Annotated in this window: 17 protein-coding genes; 8 read left to right on the plus strand and 9 right to left on the minus strand. The window is 62.1% G+C overall.

Features of this window, described 5'->3' with window-relative positions; all coding sequences use genetic code 11:
* Positions 1-2: 2 nt before the first annotated feature.
* Positions 3-1298 carry an O-antigen ligase family protein gene (locus ABD791_RS08130; RefSeq protein WP_345064634.1) on the plus strand — a complete coding sequence of 432 codons (1296 nt, stop codon included), beginning with the start codon at positions 3-5 and terminating at the stop codon, positions 1296-1298.
* A gap of 83 nt (positions 1299-1381) precedes the next feature.
* Here ABD791_RS08130 and ABD791_RS08135 read toward each other — a convergent pair whose 3' ends face one another.
* From ABD791_RS08135 to ABD791_RS08160, 6 genes are all read right to left on the minus strand, one after another.
* The gene (locus tag ABD791_RS08135) at positions 1382-3229 is read right to left on the minus strand and encodes a DUF4012 domain-containing protein (protein ID WP_345064637.1); all 1848 of its coding nucleotides are present in this window, start codon (positions 3227-3229) and stop codon (positions 1382-1384) included.
* A 47-nt stretch (positions 3230-3276) separates the two neighbouring features.
* Complete coding sequence (locus ABD791_RS08140) at positions 3277-4278, minus strand: glycosyltransferase family 2 protein (protein ID WP_345064639.1); 1002 nt, start codon at positions 4276-4278, stop codon at positions 3277-3279.
* Between the two features lie 9 nt (positions 4279-4287).
* A complete protein-coding gene (locus ABD791_RS08145; protein ID WP_345064642.1) occupies positions 4288-5268 on the minus strand; it encodes a GDP-mannose 4,6-dehydratase in 981 nt (326 codons plus the stop codon).
* A complete protein-coding gene (locus tag ABD791_RS08150; RefSeq protein ID WP_345064644.1) occupies positions 5268-6377 on the minus strand; it encodes a glycosyltransferase family 4 protein in 1110 nt (369 codons plus the stop codon). The genes ABD791_RS08145 and ABD791_RS08150 overlap by 1 nt, the downstream gene beginning before the upstream one ends.
* Complete coding sequence (gene gmd / locus ABD791_RS08155; protein WP_345064647.1) at positions 6374-7402, minus strand: GDP-mannose 4,6-dehydratase; 1029 nt, start codon at positions 7400-7402, stop codon at positions 6374-6376. The genes ABD791_RS08150 and gmd overlap by 4 nt, the downstream gene beginning before the upstream one ends.
* Positions 7403-7519: 117 nt before the next feature.
* Positions 7520-8311: a glycosyltransferase gene (locus ABD791_RS08160; protein ID WP_345064649.1), complete on the minus strand. Its 792-nt coding sequence runs from the start codon at positions 8309-8311 to the stop codon at positions 7520-7522.
* A 131-nt stretch (positions 8312-8442) separates the two neighbouring features.
* On the opposite strand from ABD791_RS08160, the gene ABD791_RS08165 reads away from it, so the two are divergent.
* The 3 genes from ABD791_RS08165 to ABD791_RS08175 are packed head-to-tail and all read left to right on the plus strand — an operon-like array spanning position 8443 to position 10577.
* On the plus strand, positions 8443-9405 hold the full coding sequence (locus tag ABD791_RS08165) for a GDP-L-fucose synthase family protein (protein ID WP_345064652.1): 963 nt from the start codon (positions 8443-8445) through the stop codon (positions 9403-9405).
* 36 nt (positions 9406-9441) lie between these two features.
* A complete protein-coding gene (locus ABD791_RS08170) occupies positions 9442-10182 on the plus strand; it encodes a glycosyltransferase family 2 protein (protein ID WP_345064655.1) in 741 nt (246 codons plus the stop codon).
* Positions 10179-10577, plus strand: a complete 399-nt coding sequence (locus ABD791_RS08175) for a DUF2304 domain-containing protein (protein ID WP_345064657.1) — start codon at positions 10179-10181, stop codon at positions 10575-10577. The genes ABD791_RS08170 and ABD791_RS08175 overlap by 4 nt, the downstream gene beginning before the upstream one ends.
* Here the strand turns inward: ABD791_RS08175 and ABD791_RS08180 are convergent.
* Positions 10557-11852 (minus strand): polysaccharide biosynthesis protein, encoded by a 1296-nt coding sequence (locus ABD791_RS08180; protein WP_345064660.1) that lies wholly within the window; start codon positions 11850-11852, stop codon positions 10557-10559. The genes ABD791_RS08175 and ABD791_RS08180 overlap by 21 nt on opposite strands.
* A 202-nt stretch (positions 11853-12054) precedes the next feature.
* On the opposite strand from ABD791_RS08180, the gene ABD791_RS08185 reads away from it, so the two are divergent.
* Positions 12055-13650: a DUF2142 domain-containing protein gene (locus ABD791_RS08185; RefSeq protein ID WP_345064662.1), complete on the plus strand. Its 1596-nt coding sequence runs from the start codon at positions 12055-12057 to the stop codon at positions 13648-13650.
* Positions 13651-13694: 44 nt separating this feature from the next.
* Here the strand turns inward: ABD791_RS08185 and ABD791_RS08190 are convergent, their stop codons facing one another.
* Together ABD791_RS08190 and ABD791_RS08195 are read right to left on the minus strand one after the other, a co-directional pair.
* Positions 13695-16175: a glycosyltransferase gene (locus tag ABD791_RS08190; RefSeq protein ID WP_345064665.1), complete on the minus strand. Its 2481-nt coding sequence runs from the start codon at positions 16173-16175 to the stop codon at positions 13695-13697.
* 90 nt (positions 16176-16265) lie between these two features.
* The gene (locus ABD791_RS08195; RefSeq protein ID WP_345064668.1) at positions 16266-17579 is read right to left on the minus strand and encodes a hypothetical protein; all 1314 of its coding nucleotides are present in this window, start codon (positions 17577-17579) and stop codon (positions 16266-16268) included.
* Between the two features lie 276 nt (positions 17580-17855).
* Between ABD791_RS08195 and ABD791_RS08200 the strand changes: the two genes are divergently transcribed.
* From ABD791_RS08200 to ABD791_RS08210, 3 genes are read left to right on the plus strand one after another with little or no spacing between them, the layout of a single operon-like run.
* The gene (locus ABD791_RS08200; protein ID WP_345064671.1) at positions 17856-18074 is read left to right on the plus strand and encodes a hypothetical protein; all 219 of its coding nucleotides are present in this window, start codon (positions 17856-17858) and stop codon (positions 18072-18074) included.
* 13 nt (positions 18075-18087) lie between these two features.
* Positions 18088-18897: a rhamnan synthesis F family protein gene (locus ABD791_RS08205; RefSeq protein ID WP_345064674.1), complete on the plus strand. Its 810-nt coding sequence runs from the start codon at positions 18088-18090 to the stop codon at positions 18895-18897.
* Positions 18898-18922: 25 nt separating this feature from the next.
* The gene (locus ABD791_RS08210; protein WP_345064677.1) at positions 18923-20959 is read left to right on the plus strand and encodes a glycoside hydrolase family 99-like domain-containing protein; all 2037 of its coding nucleotides are present in this window, start codon (positions 18923-18925) and stop codon (positions 20957-20959) included.
* Positions 20960-21003: the final 44 nt, after the last annotated feature.

Below are 21003 nucleotides of genomic sequence, written 5' to 3' on the forward strand. Positions count from 1 at the left end.
CGATGAACTCCCGCGGAGCATCCCCCACCGTCACTCTGGTGCGGCAGACGCTCGAATCACCGCAACTGGCCACGGTGCTCACCCAGTTGGCATTCGGCGTCGCATTCGGCTCTCACCTGTTGCTCAGCGTGATGGGCTGGCCTGGCCTGCTCGGCGCCCTGCTCACCCTTGTTGTCGTGGCGACACTGTCGCTGCTCGCCCGGCGCGCAACGCTGGAATGGCACGGCCTGCTGCCGATCTCCATTCTGGTCTTCGTCGGTTGGTGCGCTCTCTCCGTGGTCTGGAGCGGCTATCCCCTGATCTCGCTGGCCGGCATCGGCTACCAGCTCCTGTTCGCGTTTCTTGCGATCTATATCGCGCTGGTGCGGGACACGATCCAGATCCTGCGCGCCACCGGAGACGTGCTGCGGGTGCTGCTGGGCCTTTCACTGATCTTGGAAGTCGTGTCTGGTCTTCTTCTTGACCTTCCGATCACGTTCCTCGGCATCACAGGCAACATCTCGACACTGGGGCCGATTCAGGGTGTTTTCGGTTCTCGCAACCTGCTCGGGCTGGTCTCGCTGATCGCTGCCGTCACGTTCACGATCGAGCTGCGTGCCCGGTCGGTGCGCCGCAACGTCGGCATTGTGTCGCTCGTGCTCGCCGGTGCCGCGCTCGTGCTCACCCGCTCCCCCGTGATCCTGGTGGTGGCGCTCTTCGTCGGCATCGCAGCCCTGGCCCTTTATTGGCTGCGTCGCACCGCTCCCGAACGACGCTGGATGCTGCAACTCGGTCTGGCCGGCGCCGTTGTCGTCGGTGGGGCAGCCGCGTGGCTCGCTCGCGCACGGATCGTCTCGCTGCTGAACGCAGGCAGCGAGTTTGAGACGCGGCTGACGCTCTGGCGTGAGGTGTGGCGTCTGACCAGCCTGCATCCGTTGGAGGGCTGGGGTTGGGCCGGCCTGTGGCCCTCGCACGGAACACCGTACGACTGGCTCGACTTCATCACCAAGACCGAACAGACATCGGGTTTGAACGCGTTCTTCGATGTCTATTTTCAAGTCGGACTTGTCGGTTTCATCGCCTTTGTCGCCCTCTTCGGGCTGGCCTTCGTTCGATCGTGGCTGCTCGCGTCGGACAAACGCCCGCTCGTGTATGTCTGGCCGGCTCTGATCCTTGTCATTCTGCTCGTCACCTCGACAGCGGAAAGCACGGTGCTCGTCGGATTCGGCTGGCTCCTGCTTGTCGTCTGCTCGGTCAAGGCCGCGCAAGGCATGAGCTGGCGAAATGCCTTGGCACTGCATCCGAAGCACGATCGCTGACGGTCAAACCTCACTAACACGGGCAGACAACGACGGAGGAGCAGGCTGAGCCAAGAGCCGACTACTCGTGGACGAGCCCGCCGCTACTCCGTCGGGATACCAGCACAATCCAGCGGCACCGTGGTGACCGGAGTCTTGTAGACCAACGGGGTCAATTCAGCGGCCAAGGTTCGAGTACCCGACTCTGCGGCAACGATGTCGAAAGTCACGTTGCGAGTCTCCCCCGGGGAGAACGACGTGCGTACGCGCGAAACCGGGTAGTCGCCGTCGTGACGGCTGCCGACGTCTTGCGCATCGCCGTCAACGCGAACGGCGACGATGGTTGAACCGGGTGGTGCATAGGCGAGGAGGTCGATCCGGATGTCGCCATCTGCCACACCCTCGCTCCCGTCACCCATGATGTAGAAGGTCAACACGTCGGCGGCGTTCTTCGGCGCAATGTTTGTCACGTCAACACTTACCCGATAGTTCTCTCGACCATCCGTGCGACAGCTGCCCTGGCTCAGCGTCACCGCCTGCTTGAGGTAGAAGTCCATCTTCGAGCCAATGGCATCCTGCGTGTAGAGCCCGACGGGATCAGTCTTGTCAGTCCCAACCGGGAGCTCGCCATCGATACCCGCTGTCACAAGTTGGGTCATTTCGGCCTCATGTGAGCTCCACAGCAGCAATCGACGCTCACCGACAGCTTTCATCATGCCTGAAGCCAAGACCTTCGGGTCGAGATTGCCACCCGACATGACTGCGCCGAACACGCCAGACACAACGGAACCGAAGAACTCGTCCTGCTGCAGGCGTTGCGCTTCAGTCTCGCCTGGATAGCGGAGATAGACCTCATTCATCAGGACCGAGGCTGCATTCTTTGACGTGAGTGTGTCTCCTGATGCCAACGAGATAGGTCCTGTCGCCTTCAGCATATAGCTCAGAGCCACAGGATCAAGCGACACAACGCCGTCGACGGTGACGCCGAATTGGTTCTGCCACATGGTGCTGACGATCTGCGCCGCTGATGGAAAACTCGGCCGCACCGTCGAGTTCAGAATTGAGGTTCCAAACGCGCGTTCGTAAAGCTCCTCCACACCATCAGGAGCCGGAATCACCGATTCTCCGTACGTTGCAAAATCCCGACCGCTCGCCTGCTGGCCGAGGCTGATCTTGCCATTGTCGATCGTCATCTGGACGATAGCTCCGGGGATCCCGCCGAGGGCTCGTGCCTCGGCATTGTTCTGAAACATAACGAGATACTGGCGTGGTCCGTCGGTTCCGAGTGCAGGCGGAAGTAGCGGCAATACCTCGCGAGCGGTCTTCAACATCGGGGTGATCTGCCCGAGCATGTCGCTCATCGTCTTCTGAGCGTCGGTGACCTGACCGATCGTGTGCGCGGTATCGATCGATTCGGTGACCTCTGCCGCATTCTCGATCACATCGGCGGCAGCTTCGATCTGAGGAATCGATTCGACGAGCAATCCTGTATTCAGCGCACCGTCAACGGGCTTGAGGCCACCGCTCATCATCGTGTCGACGACGTTCAACAGTGGGGGGATGGCGCCTGTAACGATCGAGTCTGTGACGAAGGCGAGCTCACGCACCGCCGAGAGATTCGATCCGGCGATGGGAACGATCTCGGCCGCGCGCCAGACCGGATCGCTAGTGAGCTCCCGCGCCTCGACGACAAGAGGTGTCAGCTTATCCAGAGTGGCCTGTGCTGCGGGCACATCCTGCGCCAGCACCTGAGCTTTCAGCTCAGAGACGAGCGGAACTGCTGCCTGCAGATCATCTTTAGCCTGAAGAGCGCGCGTGCCCAACCAGGCGCCGCCGGCGACGATGCCGACGAAGACGAAGACAATCGTCCAGACCCACCAGCGTCGAAATGGGGAAGTGCGCTTCTTCTCGTGGGCGCGCTGCATCCGTCGGCTGGGGGGCACACTCATCATTCGACCATTCAACCAGACGTTGCAGTCGCCACCGGGCGAAGGCGCGTTCAGCCCAGACTTTTCTCGCCCGGTTGCATGAGATCGCGCACAACGTCTTGCATGCCCAGCCCGAAACTGCTGTAATCGCCGGATCGCCAAGCCTTCATGACGGGTACGATTCGCCTCAACCGGGATACTGGGAGTTGGCTGCGCATTCGCTCATGGTTCAATTTGGCGTCAATTCTCGCCAGGGTTTTCGCCGAGGCAGGGGGCACGAAAGATCCCACTCGTTCACGCAACGCCTCGACCCGTGCAAGTAAGCGCTGATTGCGCTCCGTGCGTTCGGCCCTCAGCCGTCCGAATTTGCCGGCAAAGTCGAGACTCGACGCACCAATCTGATTCCCGCCGTGCTGCCGGTAATCAACCAGCGCCGCTTCGATCAGATCGATCTCCCCGGTTGCGGCGGCGACGATCGCAAGCCACTCGTCGTGCACCCAAGTTGGCGGAAACGGTGTGGCGCGTTCGATCAGGGAGCGTCGGAGAACGGTCGTCGCACCCGTGACAATGTTGCGCCGCAAGAGGGCGTCAATCCCGTTGCCACTGTGCACCCAGTCCTGTTCAACCTTCGACACACCGAGCGTCGCCAAAAGTGCTTGGCCAGTTGGGTTTCCCGTCTCGTCGACGAGGCGCGCGTCTGAATTCAACAGAAGCAGCTCGGGCCGTTGCTCAAACTCGGTGGCCATGATCTCCAGGCGGTCAGATCGCCACACGTCGTCCTGGTCGCAGAGAGCAATCAGGTCTCCCCGACAGGCGGTCAGCGCCTGTTCGAAGTTCGCCGTGACGCCCAGCGGCGTTATGTTTCGCAGAATACGCAGCTTGAGAGCGACAACGGGATTCTGTGCCCGCCAAGCTTCGAACACGGTCGTCACGATCTGAAGTGTGTCGTCGTGCGAGGCATCGTCAGACACGACGATCTCCCCCGGCAGCACCGACTGGTTGAGGATGCTGCGGAGTTGTTCCTCGATGAATCCAGCCCCGTTGTGGGTGCAGAGTGCGACGGAGATCAGCATGGCCGCAGGCTACGGAGTGGCGCGAAGAAGCGCGATGTCGGAGCCCACCATCAGGTTGACGAGTTCGGTGAAGTTTACACTCGGCTCCCAGCCCAGCGCCCGGAGTCGACGTGGATCTCCCACAAGATTCTTGGGGTCGGCGGGACGATACAGTGCCGGGTCGATGAAGACGTATGGGTCAGAATCGTCGATCCCGATGTACCTGAATGCCGCGTCGACGAAATCCCGCACCGTGTGCGATACGCCCGTCGCGACAACGAAGTCGTTGGCGGTGTCGGCTCGCGAAATGCGAAGCATCGCATCGACGTAGTCGGGTGCGAATCCCCAATCGCGGTGCACATCAATATTGCCGAGCACCAGACGCTCGGAAAGCCCCAGCGAGATGCGGGCGACTTCCTGTGAAATCTTTCGGGCGACGAAAGACTCGGGCCGGTGCGGCGACTCGTGGTTGAACAGAATCGCCGAACTCGCAAACATGCCGCGCTGACGGTATACACCGACCATGTCGTGGGCGAACGACTTTGCAACGCCATACGGAGTGACAGGGGCCCGAGGCGTCGATTCATCCTGCGGGATCATCGTCGCGTCGCCGAAAATCTCGGCACTTGACGCCTGCACGAACCGCACCGACGTTCCCGTGCGCTGTCCGAGCTTCCAGGCCGCTTCAATCAATCTGATGGGGCCGACTCCCAGAACATCGGCGGTTTCTGCCGGAAACTCCCAAGAGCGTGCAACCGAGGTGTTCCCGGCCAAATTGAAGATGTGGGTGGGTTCAACGGATGCGACGAGTTCAGCGATACCGGGACCGTCGCCCAGATCGCCGACGTGCGCCACGACCAACGGATGGTTCGCGATCAGCCGCTCTGCCCCGTCGGCCGAGTGACACATTCCGTGGACTTCATGTCCTTCGTCGACCAGCCGGCGAACGAGATAGGTGCCGTCCTGCCCGTTGGCGCCGGTCACCAGGACGCGCTCGCGTGGGGAGGCCATCAGCGACGCCCCCGCACGGCTGCGGCGTATGCACTCACGTGGGCATCTCGACAACGCTCCCAGGTGAACTTCTTCACATGCTCCACTCCTGCCACGGCCAGCTCGGAACCGCGGGAAAGGCTCTCGGCAATTCCCGCGGCAATTGACTCGACGTCACGGGGATCGAAGAGCACGGCCGCGTCGCCGACCACCTCGGGAAGTGATCCGGCGTTCGAGACCGCCACCGGGCATCCGGATGACATCGCTTCAAGCGGCGGCAGGCCGAAACCCTCGTAGAGGCTCGGGAAGACTAACGCCCCAGCGGTGCGATACAGGCTGAGGAGTTCCTCCTCTGAGACGAGGCCTCTGCGGTCGACCCACTCAGGCAGCTCCCCCAGCGTGTCGAGCGATCCACCGGTCAGAACGAGTCGAAGATCAGGGTTCGACCTCCGCGCGATCCCGACCGCCTCAATCAATGCAGCATGGTTCTTGTGAGCCCAACCACGTGCCGGGTAGAGCACGAAATTCTCGCGTTCGCCCAGATTGGGAATGAACTTGGAAGTATCAACACCGAGTTGAGCGACATGAATCCGGTCGGCTTCGAGGCCGAGCATCTCCACCATCCGTTGCTTGGCAAAGTGGCTGATGGTGATGACGGCATCGGCGCGCCGGGCGGCGCCTTCGTAAAAGTACCGGCGGTATGCAAGTTCCGATTTGCTGAACATCTGCGGCAATTCCAGGTGCTGCACGTCGAGCAGGGACTGCACAAACACCTGCTTGCGGCCAGGTCGCGGGGCCGGCACGGTGAACGGGTAATGCACCAGGTCAGCCGACGCCATCGATCGACGCAGAGCACGTCCGCGCAACGTCAGGCGTGCGAGCGTGCGAAGACGATCAGCGGTCGAGGAACCTGCGCGCAATCCGGGCACGCCGACCTCGGGCAGACCCTGACCGAACCCGCGTGCCGAATCGGGCAGAAACGCGGTCGCCGAAACGTCCGGCGACGTGCCCAGCTGTGTGGCGAGCTCGCGTGCGTATGTTTCGCTACCCCCCATGCCGCCGGGCACGAAGGTGAGCATCGACAACGCGACGCGAAGTTTCGGAGTCTTGCCGGTCGAGCTCACGCTCACGCGAACTGAACTCGATCGATCCAGGGTTCGCCCGTCGCGGCCAGTGAGGCGATGTCAGCGTCGACCATGATCCGGGCCAGCTCAGGCGTGAGGACAGACGGCTTCCAACCGAGCAGGTCGTGAGCCTTCGCAGCGCTGCCGACAAGCGCGTCGACCTCAGTCGGGCGCAGGTAACGCTCGTCGAATCGAACGTACTTCTCCCAGTCCAGGTTCGCGTGCTCAAACGACAGCTGCAGGAAGTCACGAACCGTGTAGTTGGTTCCGGTCGCCACGACGTAGTCGGTAGGGGTGTCGTGCTGCAGCATTCGCCACATGGCCTCGACGTACTCGGGGGCGTAGCCCCAGTCGCGTACGGAGTCGAGGTTGCCCATGAAAAGCTCGGACTGTGTTCCCGCGGCGATGCGGGCCACCGCACGGGTGATCTTGCGTGTCACGAAGGTGTCGCCGCGACGCGGGGATTCATGGTTGAAGAGGATGCCGTTGACCGCGAACATTCCATACGCTTCGCGGTAGTTGCGGGTGATCCAGTATGAGTAGACCTTCGCGACGCCATACGGGGAGCGCGGGTAGAACGGGGTGTCCTCGTTCTGCGGCGGCGGAGTCGCGCCGAACATTTCGGAGCTGCTCGCCTGGTAGAAGCGGCACTGCAGCCCAATCATCCGAATTGCTTCGAGAAGACGGATGCTCCCCATGCCGGTGGTGTCGCCGGTGTACTCGGGCTCATCGAAACTGACACGTACGTGTGACTGGGCAGCGAGGTTGTACACCTCGTCAGGGCGAATCTGATCGAGCAGTGTCACCAGCCGCGAGCCGTCGGTCAGGTCGCCGTAGTGCAGAAACAGGCGCGCGCCCGATTCGTGCGGGTCCTGGTAGATGTGGTCGATGCGGCTCGTGTTGATCGTTGACGACCGGCGGATGAGGCCGTGGACTTCATAGCCCTTCGACAACAGGAGCTCCGCCAGATAGCTGCCGTCCTGACCGGTGATTCCGGTGATCAGGGCACGCTTGATCGGGGTCTCAGTCATAAGGATATTTTCTCCGCCGTGGTATTCGAGGGTCACTCAGAAGTCGAGCGCCCGCCAGTCAAAACATAGTTAGCCTAGCGCAGCCCATTTGAGTGAAGGCCTGAGGACACTGCTGTGCTACGCGGCGGCGGCGAGCTTGCGCGCCCGGTTGCTCACATGCTGAGCCGCATAGGCGGATGCCCAGCGCCAGGGGTAGTGCCACAAGGGACTGAGCGGCTGAAGCATGCGGGGCAGGTGCCGACGTTTGACACGTTCGGCTTCTTTGCTGGAGCTCAGCCGGCCGGCCACTGTGAGCGAATCAGGGTGCCAGCGGAAGGCCGACACAGTTTCGCGCGTGTTCACGAAGGTCCCGTAGCTGCGTAGCTTCAAGAATGCGTCAAGGTCCATCGCGTATTTCAGCTGTGCGTCGAATCCGCCGATGTCCATCAATGCATCAAGTCTGATCATCGTTCCGGGGTGCGGGATCAGGTCCGGTCCCCACGGCAAGAGAAACTTCGCCAGTTCGCCGGCATTGCTGGTCGCAATCGTCAAGCCATTCGGGTCGACGTAGTCACAGCCTCCATAGGCGAGAACCGCCTTCGGATTGACTTCAAGGAGGTCTTGGAGCCGGCGGAGTCCTCCGGGTCGAAACAGGTCGTCGTCGCCGATCCAGGCGTAGTAGCTTTCACCATTGCGCACGGCGAGACCACAGTTGATCGCTTCGGAGATTCCTGTTTTCGGGTCGTCGACGACGATTGCACCGGCTGCAGCAGCCATGGCCCGCGCTTCGACGGCTTTCGTCGGCATCACCGCAACCAAGGTCAGATCAACGGTTTCACGTTGCTCCGCCACGGTGGCGAGGGTGTCCGCCAACATTTCAAGCCGGTCACCCAGCGTGGGCAAAATGACCAATATGTCAGCCTGAGGCATTGACGTGGTCCCTTCAATACACTCACGAAATTGCTAGCATGCAAGAACATGATGAACACGTTCTGCGGAATTCTCATGACGGACCAGAGGTTGAGTCTGTAGAACCACGAGCTCAAGTGAGTATAACGAGAATGCAATCAAGCAATACTTTGAACCGCGACTCCCGGGTCTACATTGCGGGCCACCGCGGCATGGTGGGTTCGGCAATCTGGCGACTCCTCGAGAGCGAGGGATTCAGCAACCTGTTCGGGGCGTCCTCTCGCGAGCTTGATCTCCGCAACCGTGACGCAGTCTTCGATTACGTCCAGAAGGTGCGCCCTGACGTTGTCATCGATGCGGCGGCTCGGGTCGGCGGCATCCACGCCAACTCCACTTACCCGGCCTCGTTCCTGAGCGATAACCTCCAAATTCAGGTGAATGTTATGGATGCGGCGAACGCCGCGGAAGTCGACCGACTCCTCTTTCTTGGTTCTTCCTGTATCTATCCCAAGTTCGCCGAACAGCCGATCAAGGAATCGTCGCTTCTGACGGGCGAGCTCGAACCGACCAACGATGCCTATGCGATCGCGAAGATTGCGGGAATCATGCAGGTGCAGGCGGTGCGGCGACAGTACGGCCGACGCTGGATTTCTGCGATGCCGACTAATCTGTACGGCCCCGGCGACAATTTTCATCCCGAGAACTCACACGTTCTTCCCGCCCTGATGCGCCGCTTCCATGAGGCCAAGAGCAATGATTCTGACGAGGTCGTGATCTGGGGCTCCGGTACTCCACTGCGGGAGTTTCTCTACGTTGACGATCTGGCACGCGCTTCGCTCTTTCTGCTGGAGAACTACGACTCTCCCGAAACGATCAACGTCGGTGTCGGCAAAGATGCCCCGATCCGGGAGATTGCCGAGCGGGTTGCGGCGACGGTCGGCTACACAGGCGCTCTCACCCAAGACCCGTCCAAGCCTGACGGCACTCCGCGCAAGTTGCTCGACGTGTCACGGCTCAACGATCTCGGCTGGTCGGCTGGCACCTCGCTGGACGACGGGCTCCGCGCGACGTATGCCTGGTACCTCGACAATCTGGACTCGTTGCGGACCACATGATCTTAAGCATTCAGGCGACTTCGATAGGCTGGAATAATGACTTCCGAGCTTGAGCGCACACTGATTGTGATGCCCGCACTCAACGAAGAAGAGTCAGTCGGTGACGTCGTGCGCGAGGTTCTTCGCACTCTTCCCGGCGTTCACTGCCTCGTCGTTGATGACGGATCGACCGACAACACCGCGTGTGAGGCGCGTCTCGCCGGTGCCCTCGTGGCCAGACTGCCGTTCAACCTCGGCGTCGGCGGGGCCATGCGGGTCGGTTTCAACTATGCCCTTGAGCATGGCTTGAGCAATGTCGTGCAGGTTGACTCCGACGGACAACATGATCCTGCCGGAGTGCCTGAGCTTCTTGCCGCTCTTGAAAGTGCAGATGTCGTGCTGGGTGCGCGGTTTGCCGGCGAGGGGAATTACGAGGTTCGGGGACCACGCCGCTGGGCGATGCTCCTGCTCTCGGGCATCCTGAGTAAGATCGCGAAGACGAAACTTTCCGACACCACCTCCGGCTTCAAGGCGAGTGGGCCGAGGGCCGTGCGCCTGTTCGCTGAGCACTACCCTTCAGAATACTTGGGTGACACGATCGAGTCACTCGTCATTGCGGCTCGGGCCGGCTGCGTTGTGCGCCAGGTTCCGGTTGCGATGCGCCCGCGGGCGGGCGGAACGCCTTCACACAATCCCTACAAGGCCGCGACTTACCTGGGCCGGGCCATGATGGCTCTAGTCTTCGCACTGATGCGACCCCCTATTGCATTGACGGAAGCGAGCGTTCCCAACCGATGAGCACTGCCAGCTACATTCTGGGCATCGTCGGGGCGCTGCTCACCCTCGGCGTGGTCGTTGAGATGCTCCGACGCCGCCGACTTCGCGAGCGTCATGCGATCTGGTGGCTAATTGCCGGCATATTGGCTCTCGTCGTTGGTGTGTTTCCCGTCACCCTGACCTGGGCGGCCGGCGTGGTCGGGGTCGCCGCACCGACCAACCTGATCTTCTTTGTCAGCGTCGCAATTCTCTTTCTGGTCTGCATTCAGCACAGCGCAGAGCTGACCGCACTTGAATCGCAGTCTCAACTTCTGGCCGAGAAACTCGCCCTGCAGGGCTTGCGTCTCGAAGATCTTGAGGATCGTCTGAACGACACCGCGCGGCCGTCGACGGACTCAGGCCCCGCCACTCACTGAATCGTCGCCCATCGCCGAATCGGTTGATGGGGCGTGGCGCTGCGCGCTTGTGCGCCCCGCCAGAAAGAGACCGGTGAGGTGAGTGGCGACACCCAGAAGCGGGCCAATTGCCAGCGCGAACAGCATCCGCCCTGCCAGATCGCCCGGCACCAGGAGAAGCAGCACGCTGGCCACCGCCGCGACAACCCAGCCCGCGGTGAAAACCCCGTGCTGCGAGCGGGCTAGGGCAAGCGGTCCGCTGAGGCACAAGACACCGAGCAGCGCCGATGTGGCGACAAGACCGGCGATGACGAAGCCGTCGAGCGCATAGCCGCCGGGGAAAAGTGTGAGTAGCGGCGGCACGATCAGTCCGGCGACGACTGCTCCGACAGCGCCGACGATGACAATTGCACCAGAGAGCTTGAGGAAGGTTCCCCAGGCTCGCTCGGGAACATCCCGAAAGCGCACGACGAAATAGCTCTGCAGCGAGAGCACCACGATGACGAGCGGTGCTCGCACCAGGTTGATCGCAAACACCAATGCGCCGAGTTCGGCGTTTGACGCCATCGGCGACATCGCCTTCAAGACAAGCGGAAAGCCGCTGATCAGGATGCCGGTGGCAACGGAGGCGATCACGGTGCGCAGCACATTCCAAGACAGATCCCGGTAGCCGACGTCGAGGGACGTGCGACCGACGACCGACGACCGGAAGAACCACCACAGGATGAGCGGGGTCAGTGGGAACGGCAGCACGACTGCCCAGACCAGGGCATCAATGCCCCCGTCGAAGAGAACCACGATTCCGATTAAGAGCAGTCGCAGGATTCCGTCGACCGACGACATCAACGCGATCGCCGGCCAGAGGTTCAGACCGTAGAGGGTGCCGCAGAGAACGGCGACGACGACATAAGACGCGCACCCGATTGCAATGGGCAGAATGAATGCCCAGCCGTCATCGGGGAACACCGCCCCCATCCAGAATGGACCGGACGCGATCAGCGCCGCGGCAGTCGCCAGCGATGCCCAGATGCCGAACCGTCGAATCGATGTGGTGTGCTCCCTGGAGACGCCCGCCGTACGGGGAGCGGTTGCACGGGTCACCTCCTGTTGCACACCAGACAACGAAGCGATCACGAGGTACAAGGCCGACCAGAAAATTCCGAATGCCACGTAGTCGGCAGGCAAACGAGTGCCCCCGACGAGAAGATTGGCGACATAGCCGCAGCCACCCGCAATCGCGGTCGCCAGCAGAATCAGGGTGACGCCCTGGGGCATCCGAATACGGGAAAACTTCATTCTCGCCTTGACGGCAATCCAATCCATCGGTCATCGGTCGCGACGAAAGACGTGACGCAAGTGAGCAGCCTGCCTATCCTACGGCGTCACGCTGATCGGCCAGCCGATGTTGAGACACCCGTGACGCCGGCGCCGGTCAGTAGAGTAGTGCCCGACGTGGTTTCTGCCCGTCTCTCCGACGGACAAGAAACCATACTGCTCTATGACTGCTCCCACACTTCAGGCTGACCGCGGAGTGCGCTCGTCGCCCCGACCCTCTCGGATTCGAGTCTTCGGCGTCAGTTGGCTTTTGCTCGCCCTGCTCATGATCGGCTGGGCCGTCGCGACTCCGCTCGCCGCATCCCCTGACGAGCCCGCTCACATGGTGAAGGCTGCTTCCGTCGCACGCGGACAGCTCGTTGGCGAACCATCAACGCAGGGCCATGTCGTTCAGGTTCCCCGCTACGTCGCGAACACGCATAACTTGACCTGTTTTGCTTTCCACCCCGACACCAGCGCAGACTGTTCCCCTGCGGTGGTGGGCAACCCCGCCGAACTCGTTGATGGAACGACTACTGCGGGTCTCTACAACCCCGTCTATTATGCGTTGGTTGGCTGGCCAACTCTGCTCTTTGCCGATGCAAGCGGCCTCTACGCCATGCGCATCGTCAGCGCCATCCTCTGCAGTTTCTTTCTGGCGCTGACCGTGATGCTCGCATTCAGCTGGCGGGTCAACACCCTCGCCCTCGCCGGGGTCGCCATCGCGATACCGCCGATGCTGTTCTTTCTGGGGGGCTCGGTGAACCCGAACGCAGTGGAGACGTCGGCGACACTTGCCGTCTTCGCCGCCATGCTCGCAATCGTCACTCAGCCGAGCAAGACCCTGATGGTCGAGCGAAGCCTGATCGTGCTTGTGGGCTCGGCCGTCGCGGCGAACACGAGAGGACTCTCCCCGCTCTGGGTCGCCCTCGCGATCGGCGTGCCATTGATGCTCACTTCAGCAGCGCAACTGCGTGACCTCGCGAAGTCGACCGTCGTGCGGTGGACGGCGCTCGGCACCGCGCTCACCACCGCTTTCGCAGGATTCTGGCTGATGGTTTCGAATTCGCTCGCCGCCGCTCTCACGAGCTCCGAAAGCTCGAAGCACGTTCCAGGAACCGGCGCCAGCGCCCTTTCGGGTTTTCTCAGCACGGTGAACGACACATTCCGCTACGCCCAGGACATGATCGGCAATTTCGGGTGGCTAGACACTCCGGCCACGCCCGGAACCGTGTTCATCTGGACGGCTCTGGTCGGAGCGCTTTTCTGTGCCACGTTGATCGTGCTGCGTGGTCGAGACCTCGCAGTCAGCTTCACGCTCGGTGCACTTTTCGTGCTGCTCCCCGCTCTGATCCAGGGCGCCTATATCACGGGCGGAGGAATCATCTGGCAGGGACGCTACTCACTCCCGCTCTTCGCCATGCTGATCTTCGGCACGGCGGCGCTGCTCTCAGAGCGCATTACCAACGACCTCTGGCCGTTTTTCCCCCGGCTGAGCGTTCTGGTTTGGGTCGCCTGGGGAATCGGCCAGCTTGACTCGTTCACGACATCCCTCAAACGCTACGCGGTCGGTGCGCAGGGCACCTGGCGTGAGTTGTTCCTCTCACCGCAGTGGCACCCGCCAGGCGGCGTCGCCCTCTCGCTTGTTTTCTTCACACTCGTCACGATTGCCTGCGTGCTGTGCCTGCAGCGGCTCACGCGGCACCAGGTCGATCTCGGCTCAGAAGAGCGCGCCAGCGCCTTGAGCATCAGAGGCAGGATACCGAGCGTCGGCGTCTAGGCACCGGACCGGATCGGCACCCGCCACTCAGCGCACTGCGGCGGTCAACGGCGTCGCAGGCGGCTCTGAACCTTCTTCACGACCACCTTGGGGCCGCCGTTCTTGAGATAGTGCACGAAGAGGCCGGCGTCATGACGGATGCCGTGCTTCTTGCGACGGATGACCGGCTTGCGTGCTGCCCCTGAACCGGCGGTGACGGCACCGCTCGCGATCAGGTCCGGCGCGTGCTGCGGGCTGGCCACGAACCCAACGAGCGGGGCGAGAACTGTGTCCCACTCGTAGTCGGCGCGCACCCGCTTGATGTTCTTGCGGGTGGCGCGGGCGAACTTCTCGTCGAAGAGCACCTTCTCGAGGGCGTCGGCGAGTGCGTCAACATCCGTCGGCGGCACGACAACCCCGAGTTTCTCGGTCGCGATGAGTTCGGCGAAGTGATCGCCCTCTGTCACCACCATGGGCAGCTCGGCCCACAGGTAGTCGAGAATGCGAGTGCGGAATGAGAACGTGGTCTCGACGTGGGCGTAGTGCGTGCTGACGCCGGCATCCGCTTCACCGAGGTAGTTGTGCCGGTCGGCGTAGTCGACCCAGGAGGAGTTGAAGAACACCGAGGTGTCGAGCACTCCTAGCTCCTTCGCCAGCGCGCGCGACTCGGCGACAATGCCCATCTCCGGCACACCAGGGTGCGGATGCTTGGTGCCCTGGAAGAAGAGCCGCACGTTGTCGTGAGTCTCAGAGAGCTTCGCCACGGCACGGATCAGCGTCTTCGGGTCGAACCAGTTGTAGAGGCCCCCGCTCCAGAGCAGCACCTTGTCGTCGGCTGCGATACCGGGCAGGGCGCCCTTCAAAGCCGGCTTGGTTGCCGGAGGGAACTCAGCGTTCAAACCGAACGGCACCACACTGATCAGACCGGTGAGATCCGGGTCTGAAGCGTAGTTGGCGGGGTTGATCCGGCCGAGCGCGGCCAGCTGGCCGAGGTAGAAATGGCGCTGACGCTCGGACGCGCAGAGGAAGAAGTCACCGCGCAGCAACTGCTCGTTGAGCACGTCGGTGGCGTCACCGACCTGCTTGTTCCACTGCTCTGGACCCTGCTCGCGGCCCTGCTCCAGCTGCTCGAGGTGCATCGGGTCGTAGATGTCGGCGACGATGATCTTGTCGCTCTTGCGCAGCGAGTCGAACAGCGCCAGGGCGAGACCCTGGAAGACGATGACGTCGGTCTCGCGCTCCAGCTTGCCCATGGCCCGGTCGTCGCCAGGCCGCACATGCACGATGTCGAACGGTGCAGACACCGGCTCTGCGCCGGCCAAGGTCACCAGCGTGACCTGGTTGTCGGCAGAGAGCGCTTCGGCCATGTTCCAGGCACGAATCGCCGGGCCGGCCATCTTGGCGCCGATGGGGTCGCCGGTGATCACCAACACTCGCGTCACGGCCGGAGACGCCGTCACACCGAAGGTGGTGACGATCTTGTCGTAGCCCTCGAGGTAGTGCTCCGACTGGTACGACGGCGCATCGGTTTCGCCGAACAGGCGCCACAGCCGGTTGTCCGAGACAACCCGAGACGACTGGATCTGGTTGCGCGACTCCAGCAACGACGGCAGATGCTCAACGAACTGGTCGATGGCATAGACGCCGGCGAGCGTCTCTTTGGCGACCTCCATGGTCGGGCCGTTGTCGGCACCCTTGCGCAGGTCGAACTCGGTCGAGTCGAGCTCACCGCGGGCCACCCCACGTCGAACGGTCAGAGCCAGGGTCGCGGGAAGCGCCTGCGCCAAGGCTTCGTCGCCGAGGTTCTTGTACTGGGTGAAGAGTGCGTTGCGCTCCAAGAGATAGGTCTCTTTGAACGAGCCGAACGACGACATCGACGCGTGGTGCTTGTGATAGGCGAGGGAAGCCGGTTCGTAGACATAGCGCCAGCCGCGCAGGTTGAGCCGCCAGCCGAGGTCGACGTCTTCGAAGAACATGAAGTAGCGCTCGTCAAATCCGCCGAGTGCTTCGTAGACGCTGCGACGCACGAACATGGCGGATCCGGTGCCGAAGAGCACATCGTGAACGCGGTCAGGCTCGCTCGGAACCGGCTGAGCGGTGAGCGGCTTGTAGCCCTGACCGAACCAGGTCATGGCTGAGCCGATGTAGTCGACAAGGTTGCCGTCCCAGTCGAGAACGCGGCTCGCGACGGCGCCGATGGCCGGGCTCTCAGCGAAGCGATCGACGGCGGCACGCACCCACGCGGCATCCGGCTTCGCATCGTTGTTCAAGAAGGCGATGAACTCACCGGACGACGCCTTGACGCCGAGGTTGCAGCCACCCGCGAAGCCGAGGTTCTTCTTGGACTCGATCAACAGCACGTGCGGAGCAGCGGCACGGATGCGTTCGGCGCTGTCGTCACCCGACGCGTTTTCGACAACCACGATCTCAAGCAGCTCGTGCGGCCAATCGAGTTTGCCGAGCTTGTCGATGGCTTCGATCGTGTCGTCGGTTCCCCGAAAATTCACAAGGACAACGGAAACGACACCTGGTCGGAGCTTGGGCATACGGGCCTTTCAATCAGGGAACGGCAGCCTCAAGACTACCAAGGCTTCCCTGAGTGATACTCGCCTCCCGTAGATCGTAACGGCGCGCCGTCAGGAGCTGATGATCGCCCATGCGGCGAGAGCGGCCCCTAGACCGGCGACAACCGAGCCGAATGCCCGCGATCTCCCCGAGAACAGAAAACCGATGCAGGCGAGGAACGCCGGCAACAATGCCAGCCCGTAGCGCTCGGTCAGGGGTACGTAATATCCGGCCACCAGGCCGGTGCCGAGGATCAGAGCAGGTCCGAGCAAAACCGCGACCACCAGGGTCGACCCGGCAATGATCGTTTCAGCATTCTGGTTGGGGCGCGGCCGAAACAGAATCGCGACTATGGCGCCCACCGACAGCAGACTCAACAGGGTGATCACCAACGTGCCGATCGCACCCGGCGCGATTCCGGCACCGCCGACGGCGCCCAGAAATTTGAATGATTCGGTGACGAGAGCGGAAACGCTGAGCGGGAGTTGCGTCGAGTCGATTTGCACGTCATCGGCAACCGGCAACGCCGCGCGCGCTCGAATCACCAGCCAGACGATTTGCGCGCCAACCGCAGCCACCCCCGCGATGATTCCTGCACGAACGAGTGGGGATCGGATGAGCGACCCGGTCACCTCCCGCACCGGATGCGGCGTGCCGCGCTGCGGCCAGAAACTCACGAGAGCCGAAACGGTGAGAGCCAGAGCACACACACCGACTGCGGCGATGTTTTGGACTTTGAAGAGAACCGCGACAGCCGAGGCCGCCGCAAACCACGCCCAGTGCGCGCGACCGCGCGCGACGGCGAGTGCCACGAGGCCGAGCCCCGCTGAAACCGCCAAGGTCGGAGCATCCGTGCTGATGTAGGCAGTGGCCCAGTAAATCGCCGGTGTTGCGATCGTCGCCAGCACCAGCCCCAGGGCGATCGGCGCTGGAGCCCGCAACCTGCGGAGCAGAACATAGGTCAAGCACGTTCCGAGAGACAGCCACACCACCCCGACCAACCGACCGGCGTCGAGCAACCCCATTCCGGCCCAGACGAATGGTTGGGCGAGAACCCAGGTCACCGCGAAATACGCGGGCGTGTAAATGCTCGCTCCGGTATGTCCCTCGTAGGGGAATGTCGAATCGGGGCTGGTGGAACTCGTGTCGCAGCCGGTTCCGTACAGGCCGTAAATCGCGACGCCGCGGCAGCTGATCTCGTGCCGAGCCACGTCGCCGGTCTCTTCACCGTTGCGCACGAACCCCTGGGTTGGAACCTTGCTCAGATAGTCGAGATAGACGTACTCATCCAGCGGTGAAATCGGCTTCTGCTCGGCCACGTTGATGCTCACGAAGGCGACACTCGCGAACAACAGGATGACGAATGGCCACGCGACCCATTTCACGATTCGTCCGAGGGTTCTTGATGCAAGACCCGGCACTTCGTCAACTTTCTCTGCAGCTCAGAGCACGGTCAGATTGCCGACGCCCCCACTCAGGGTAATGGGCCGCTTGTTCCGGCACAAAGCAGGTCGGCGGGCCAAACGGGCCGGAACGGCGTTGCTGCGAACTACCTGAGAGCGTCACAGAATCACTGGTCTATCATCAAAAAGTACTCTCGAAGCAACAGATCGGTTCCCATGTCGACAGACAGAAATCCGCTTTCTCGTGCGGAAAACGACGTGACGCTGAAGTCCGAATTGCGTGAAGCCCACCTGGAGATTCGCGCGCTCCGCGCCGAACTCGCGCGCACGGCTCCGGACATCGACGATCTCAAACGTCAGCTCGTGGCCGCCCGCAAGCAGGGTGACCGCTACCGCGAACAAGTCGAAGCGCTTCGCCGTTCGTCATCGTGGCGGATCACGAAGCCGCTGCGCAGACTTCGTCGGCGACGCGGATAAGAGGTAGAAAACAATGGCAGAACGCGTGCTCCGTGCCGTCATGCCGTCTGTGCGCATCGAGAGGGGTTCCAAGAAACTCCCCGAAACCGATCGCGTCGCACTCGTTGCGAGCTTTTCCGACGACAACGCTGTTTCCCGTTCCCTGGCGATCCTGGTTCGTGAGTTGGAGTTGAATTCCTACACCGTGATCGTCGTGCGCGCATCCGCCGATACCCGCCCATTGGTCTGGCCATCTGACATTCCGTCAGAGCCGATTGTGGTGCGCAAGGCCAATGTCGGGTATGACTTCGGGTCGTGGGCTGTGGGGCTCAAGCTCTTTCCCGGCGTGCGCCGCAAGAAATACGTGATCTTCGCCAACGACAGCCTCGTCGGTCCGTTCGCGAGCCTGACGCCCTTGATCCACAGCTTCGAAAACAGCTCGACTGATGTCTGGGCGGCCACGAACACACGGCAGATTCGGCCCCACCTGCAGAGCTTCTTCATCGGATACCGGAATGGGATTCTGGCCGACCGAGCGTTGCGCCAGTTTTGGTCGAACCTCAATGTCGAGACCGACAAACAACTCATCATCGAACGGTACGAGATGGGGTTAAGTCAGCTGCTCCTCGCTGAGGGCCTGACCACTTCCGCATGCTTCGAATCCGAACGTGTAGTCTCACAAACGGAGAATCCAACGGTGGAGGGGTGGCGCAATTTGCTCAAGCTCGGATTCCCCTTCGTGAAGAGGGAACTCGTGACCAACTCAGCCGTCGTCTCCGATGGATCAGATGTCCCCGCCGTCGTGCACGAGCATTTCGGGACCGACCCCCGCGGCTGGCTCTAGGCCAGAGCGCAGAGGAATACGACACATGACGACAAATTCACTTCGTGGTCTCAAGCGCGTCCTGAGCAGCGGTTTCGGCGTACTTTCGCGAGCATTGGCAGAACCGGCCGCCGCGCCCGTCGCCACAGCCCACCCTGCGACGTTTGAAGACTGGGTAGCACGGCGTTCCGGAAAGCTTCGACCGAGCGTTCCGCCGCAGTGGGCGCATACCCTCCACGCTCCTGACGCTCCCGCTCGCATCGCTGTCGTGCTCCACGTGTACTACACCGATCTTCTGGATGAACTGCTGGCCGAGCTCCAGCACCTCCCTGTGCCATTCGATCTCATCGTGACCAACGCCAGCGGAGCCGAGCTCACTCTGGACACGAGTCACCTTGACCTGTTGGCCCACCTCACCGTTCTTCCGGTTGAGAACCGCGGGCGCGACATCCTGCCGCTCATTTCAGTGGTGAACGCCGACCTCCTCGAACCGTATGAGCTTGTGCTCAAGATCCATACCAAGAAGAGTCCTTGGCGTGAAGGCCACGCTGAGCTCGATGGCGATGGCGCCGCTTGGCGCGAGGGTTTCATCTCGGGCATGCTGGGCACCCGCACGCACGTCGAAGCTATCCTCGGTGAATTCGCGTCTGACCCGACCCTCGGCATTCTCACCTCGAACGGCAACGTCTTGGGACCCGAATTCTGGGGCGGTGACCGCACCCTGGCCCGTGAGCTCCTTCTCCGGCTTCAGCTGGAGCTCGACGAGGCGTCGCTGCGGTTCGCGGCCGGCTCAATCTATTGGGTGCGCGGTTTTGTGCTTCAAGGACTCCGTGCGCTGAGCCTCGATGCCGATGACTTTGATGCCGAGAGCGGCCAGGTCGATGGCACGACGGCCCATGCGGTCGAACGCGTGATCGGCATCCTCACCCGCGAGGCCGGCTATGCCGTGCGGCAAGTCGATGAGCTGTCGGACTCCGAACCAGACGTCTGGCAGCGCTACTCGACCTCAGGGGAACACACGCCGCGCGCCCGCGTCATTCCGTTCTACTTGCCTCAGTTCCACACCTTTCCGGAGAACGAGGCCTGGTGGGGTGCCGGTTTCACCGAGTGGTCCAACGTGGCGTCGGCGCAGCCGGTCTTTCGCGGTCACAACCAGCCGTTCCTTCCCGCGGAACTCGGGTTCTACGACCTCTCGAACGAAACCGTGCGCTCACGGCAATATGAGCTCGCCTCTGGTGCCGGTATCGAAGGCTTCATGTACTACTACTACTGGTTCGCCGGCACGAAGCTCATGAACATGCCAGTGGATGATCTGCAGTCGGGGGACCAGCATGAGCCTTTCTGCCTCATGTGGGCAAACGAAAACTGGACCAGACGCTGGGACGGGGGTTCCGAGAACGTTCTGATCGCTCAGGACTACGACGAGGTCCCTGCAACACAATTCATTCATGATGTGCTTCCGCTGATCACCGACCCTCGGTACATCAGGATCGACAACAAGCCTGTTGTTGCCGTCTACCGCATCACGCAGATCCCGGATCACGTCGATGTCTTGGCGTACTGGCGGAAGATCGCCGTTGACGCCGGCCTGGACGGATTGCACCTGATCACCGTCGATGTCGGGCGAAGCATGGACGGCATCGACAACGACCTCGCTGCGAATGGTCTCGACGCGTTCCTGGAGTTTGCTCCTCACAATCGCAAATGGGTTCCCCAGGAACGAGACAACCTCGCCGTCGACGCTCGCCTGCACGGAAACATCCTGAGCTACGCGGCGATGGCCGGCGACTCTGAGCTGCACCTGCGTCAGCCGGTCGACGCAGAGCGCTATCCAGGCGTGATGGTCAACTTCGACAACACTGCGCGCCGACAGTGGCAGCCTGACCTCTGGTACGGCTCGAACCCCTACACGTTCCGCCGTTGGTTGAACTCGGCGGTGTCGGCTGTCGCAGACCGTGATTTCGACCACCGTGTGGTGTTCATCAACGCCTGGAACGAGTGGGCCGAGGGTGCCGTCCTTGAACCGTCGCAGCGTTTTGGGCGCACCTACCTGCTCGCGGTGAGAGATGTTCTCTTCCGCTAACAGCTCGAACCCATCGGTAACTGCCAAGATTGAAGCAGACGACG

Source organism: Glaciibacter kafniensis (assembly GCF_039538945.1).
In the GTDB taxonomy this organism is placed as follows: Bacteria; Actinomycetota; Actinomycetes; order Actinomycetales; family Microbacteriaceae; genus Cryobacterium; species Cryobacterium kafniensis.

Excerpts from the sequence above, each read along its gene's own strand:
- ABD791_RS08180 (WP_345064660.1), bottom strand. The coding sequence starts at position 11,852 with ATGAAGTTTTCCCGTATTCGGATGCCCCAGGGCGTCACCCTGATTCTG.
- ABD791_RS08170 (WP_345064655.1), top strand. The coding sequence starts at position 9,442 with ATGACTTCCGAGCTTGAGCGCACACTGATTGTGATGCCCGCACTCAAC.
- ABD791_RS08210 (WP_345064677.1), top strand. The coding sequence starts at position 18,923 with ATGACGACAAATTCACTTCGTGGTCTCAAGCGCGTCCTGAGCAGCGGT.
- ABD791_RS08205 (WP_345064674.1), top strand. The coding sequence starts at position 18,088 with ATGGCAGAACGCGTGCTCCGTGCCGTCATGCCGTCTGTGCGCATCGAG.
- ABD791_RS08190 (WP_345064665.1), bottom strand. The coding sequence starts at position 16,175 with ATGCCCAAGCTCCGACCAGGTGTCGTTTCCGTTGTCCTTGTGAATTTT.
- ABD791_RS08135 (WP_345064637.1), bottom strand. The coding sequence starts at position 3,229 with ATGATGAGTGTGCCCCCCAGCCGACGGATGCAGCGCGCCCACGAGAAG.
- ABD791_RS08165 (WP_345064652.1), top strand. The coding sequence starts at position 8,443 with ATGCAATCAAGCAATACTTTGAACCGCGACTCCCGGGTCTACATTGCG.
- ABD791_RS08145 (WP_345064642.1), bottom strand. The coding sequence starts at position 5,268 with ATGGCCTCCCCACGCGAGCGCGTCCTGGTGACCGGCGCCAACGGGCAG.
- ABD791_RS08130 (WP_345064634.1), top strand. The coding sequence starts at position 3 with ATGAACTCCCGCGGAGCATCCCCCACCGTCACTCTGGTGCGGCAGACG.
- ABD791_RS08160 (WP_345064649.1), bottom strand. The coding sequence starts at position 8,311 with ATGCCTCAGGCTGACATATTGGTCATTTTGCCCACGCTGGGTGACCGG.
- ABD791_RS08140 (WP_345064639.1), bottom strand. The coding sequence starts at position 4,278 with ATGCTGATCTCCGTCGCACTCTGCACCCACAACGGGGCTGGATTCATC.
- ABD791_RS08185 (WP_345064662.1), top strand. The coding sequence starts at position 12,055 with ATGACTGCTCCCACACTTCAGGCTGACCGCGGAGTGCGCTCGTCGCCC.
- ABD791_RS08175 (WP_345064657.1), top strand. The coding sequence starts at position 10,179 with ATGAGCACTGCCAGCTACATTCTGGGCATCGTCGGGGCGCTGCTCACC.
- gmd (WP_345064647.1), bottom strand. The coding sequence starts at position 7,402 with ATGACTGAGACCCCGATCAAGCGTGCCCTGATCACCGGAATCACCGGT.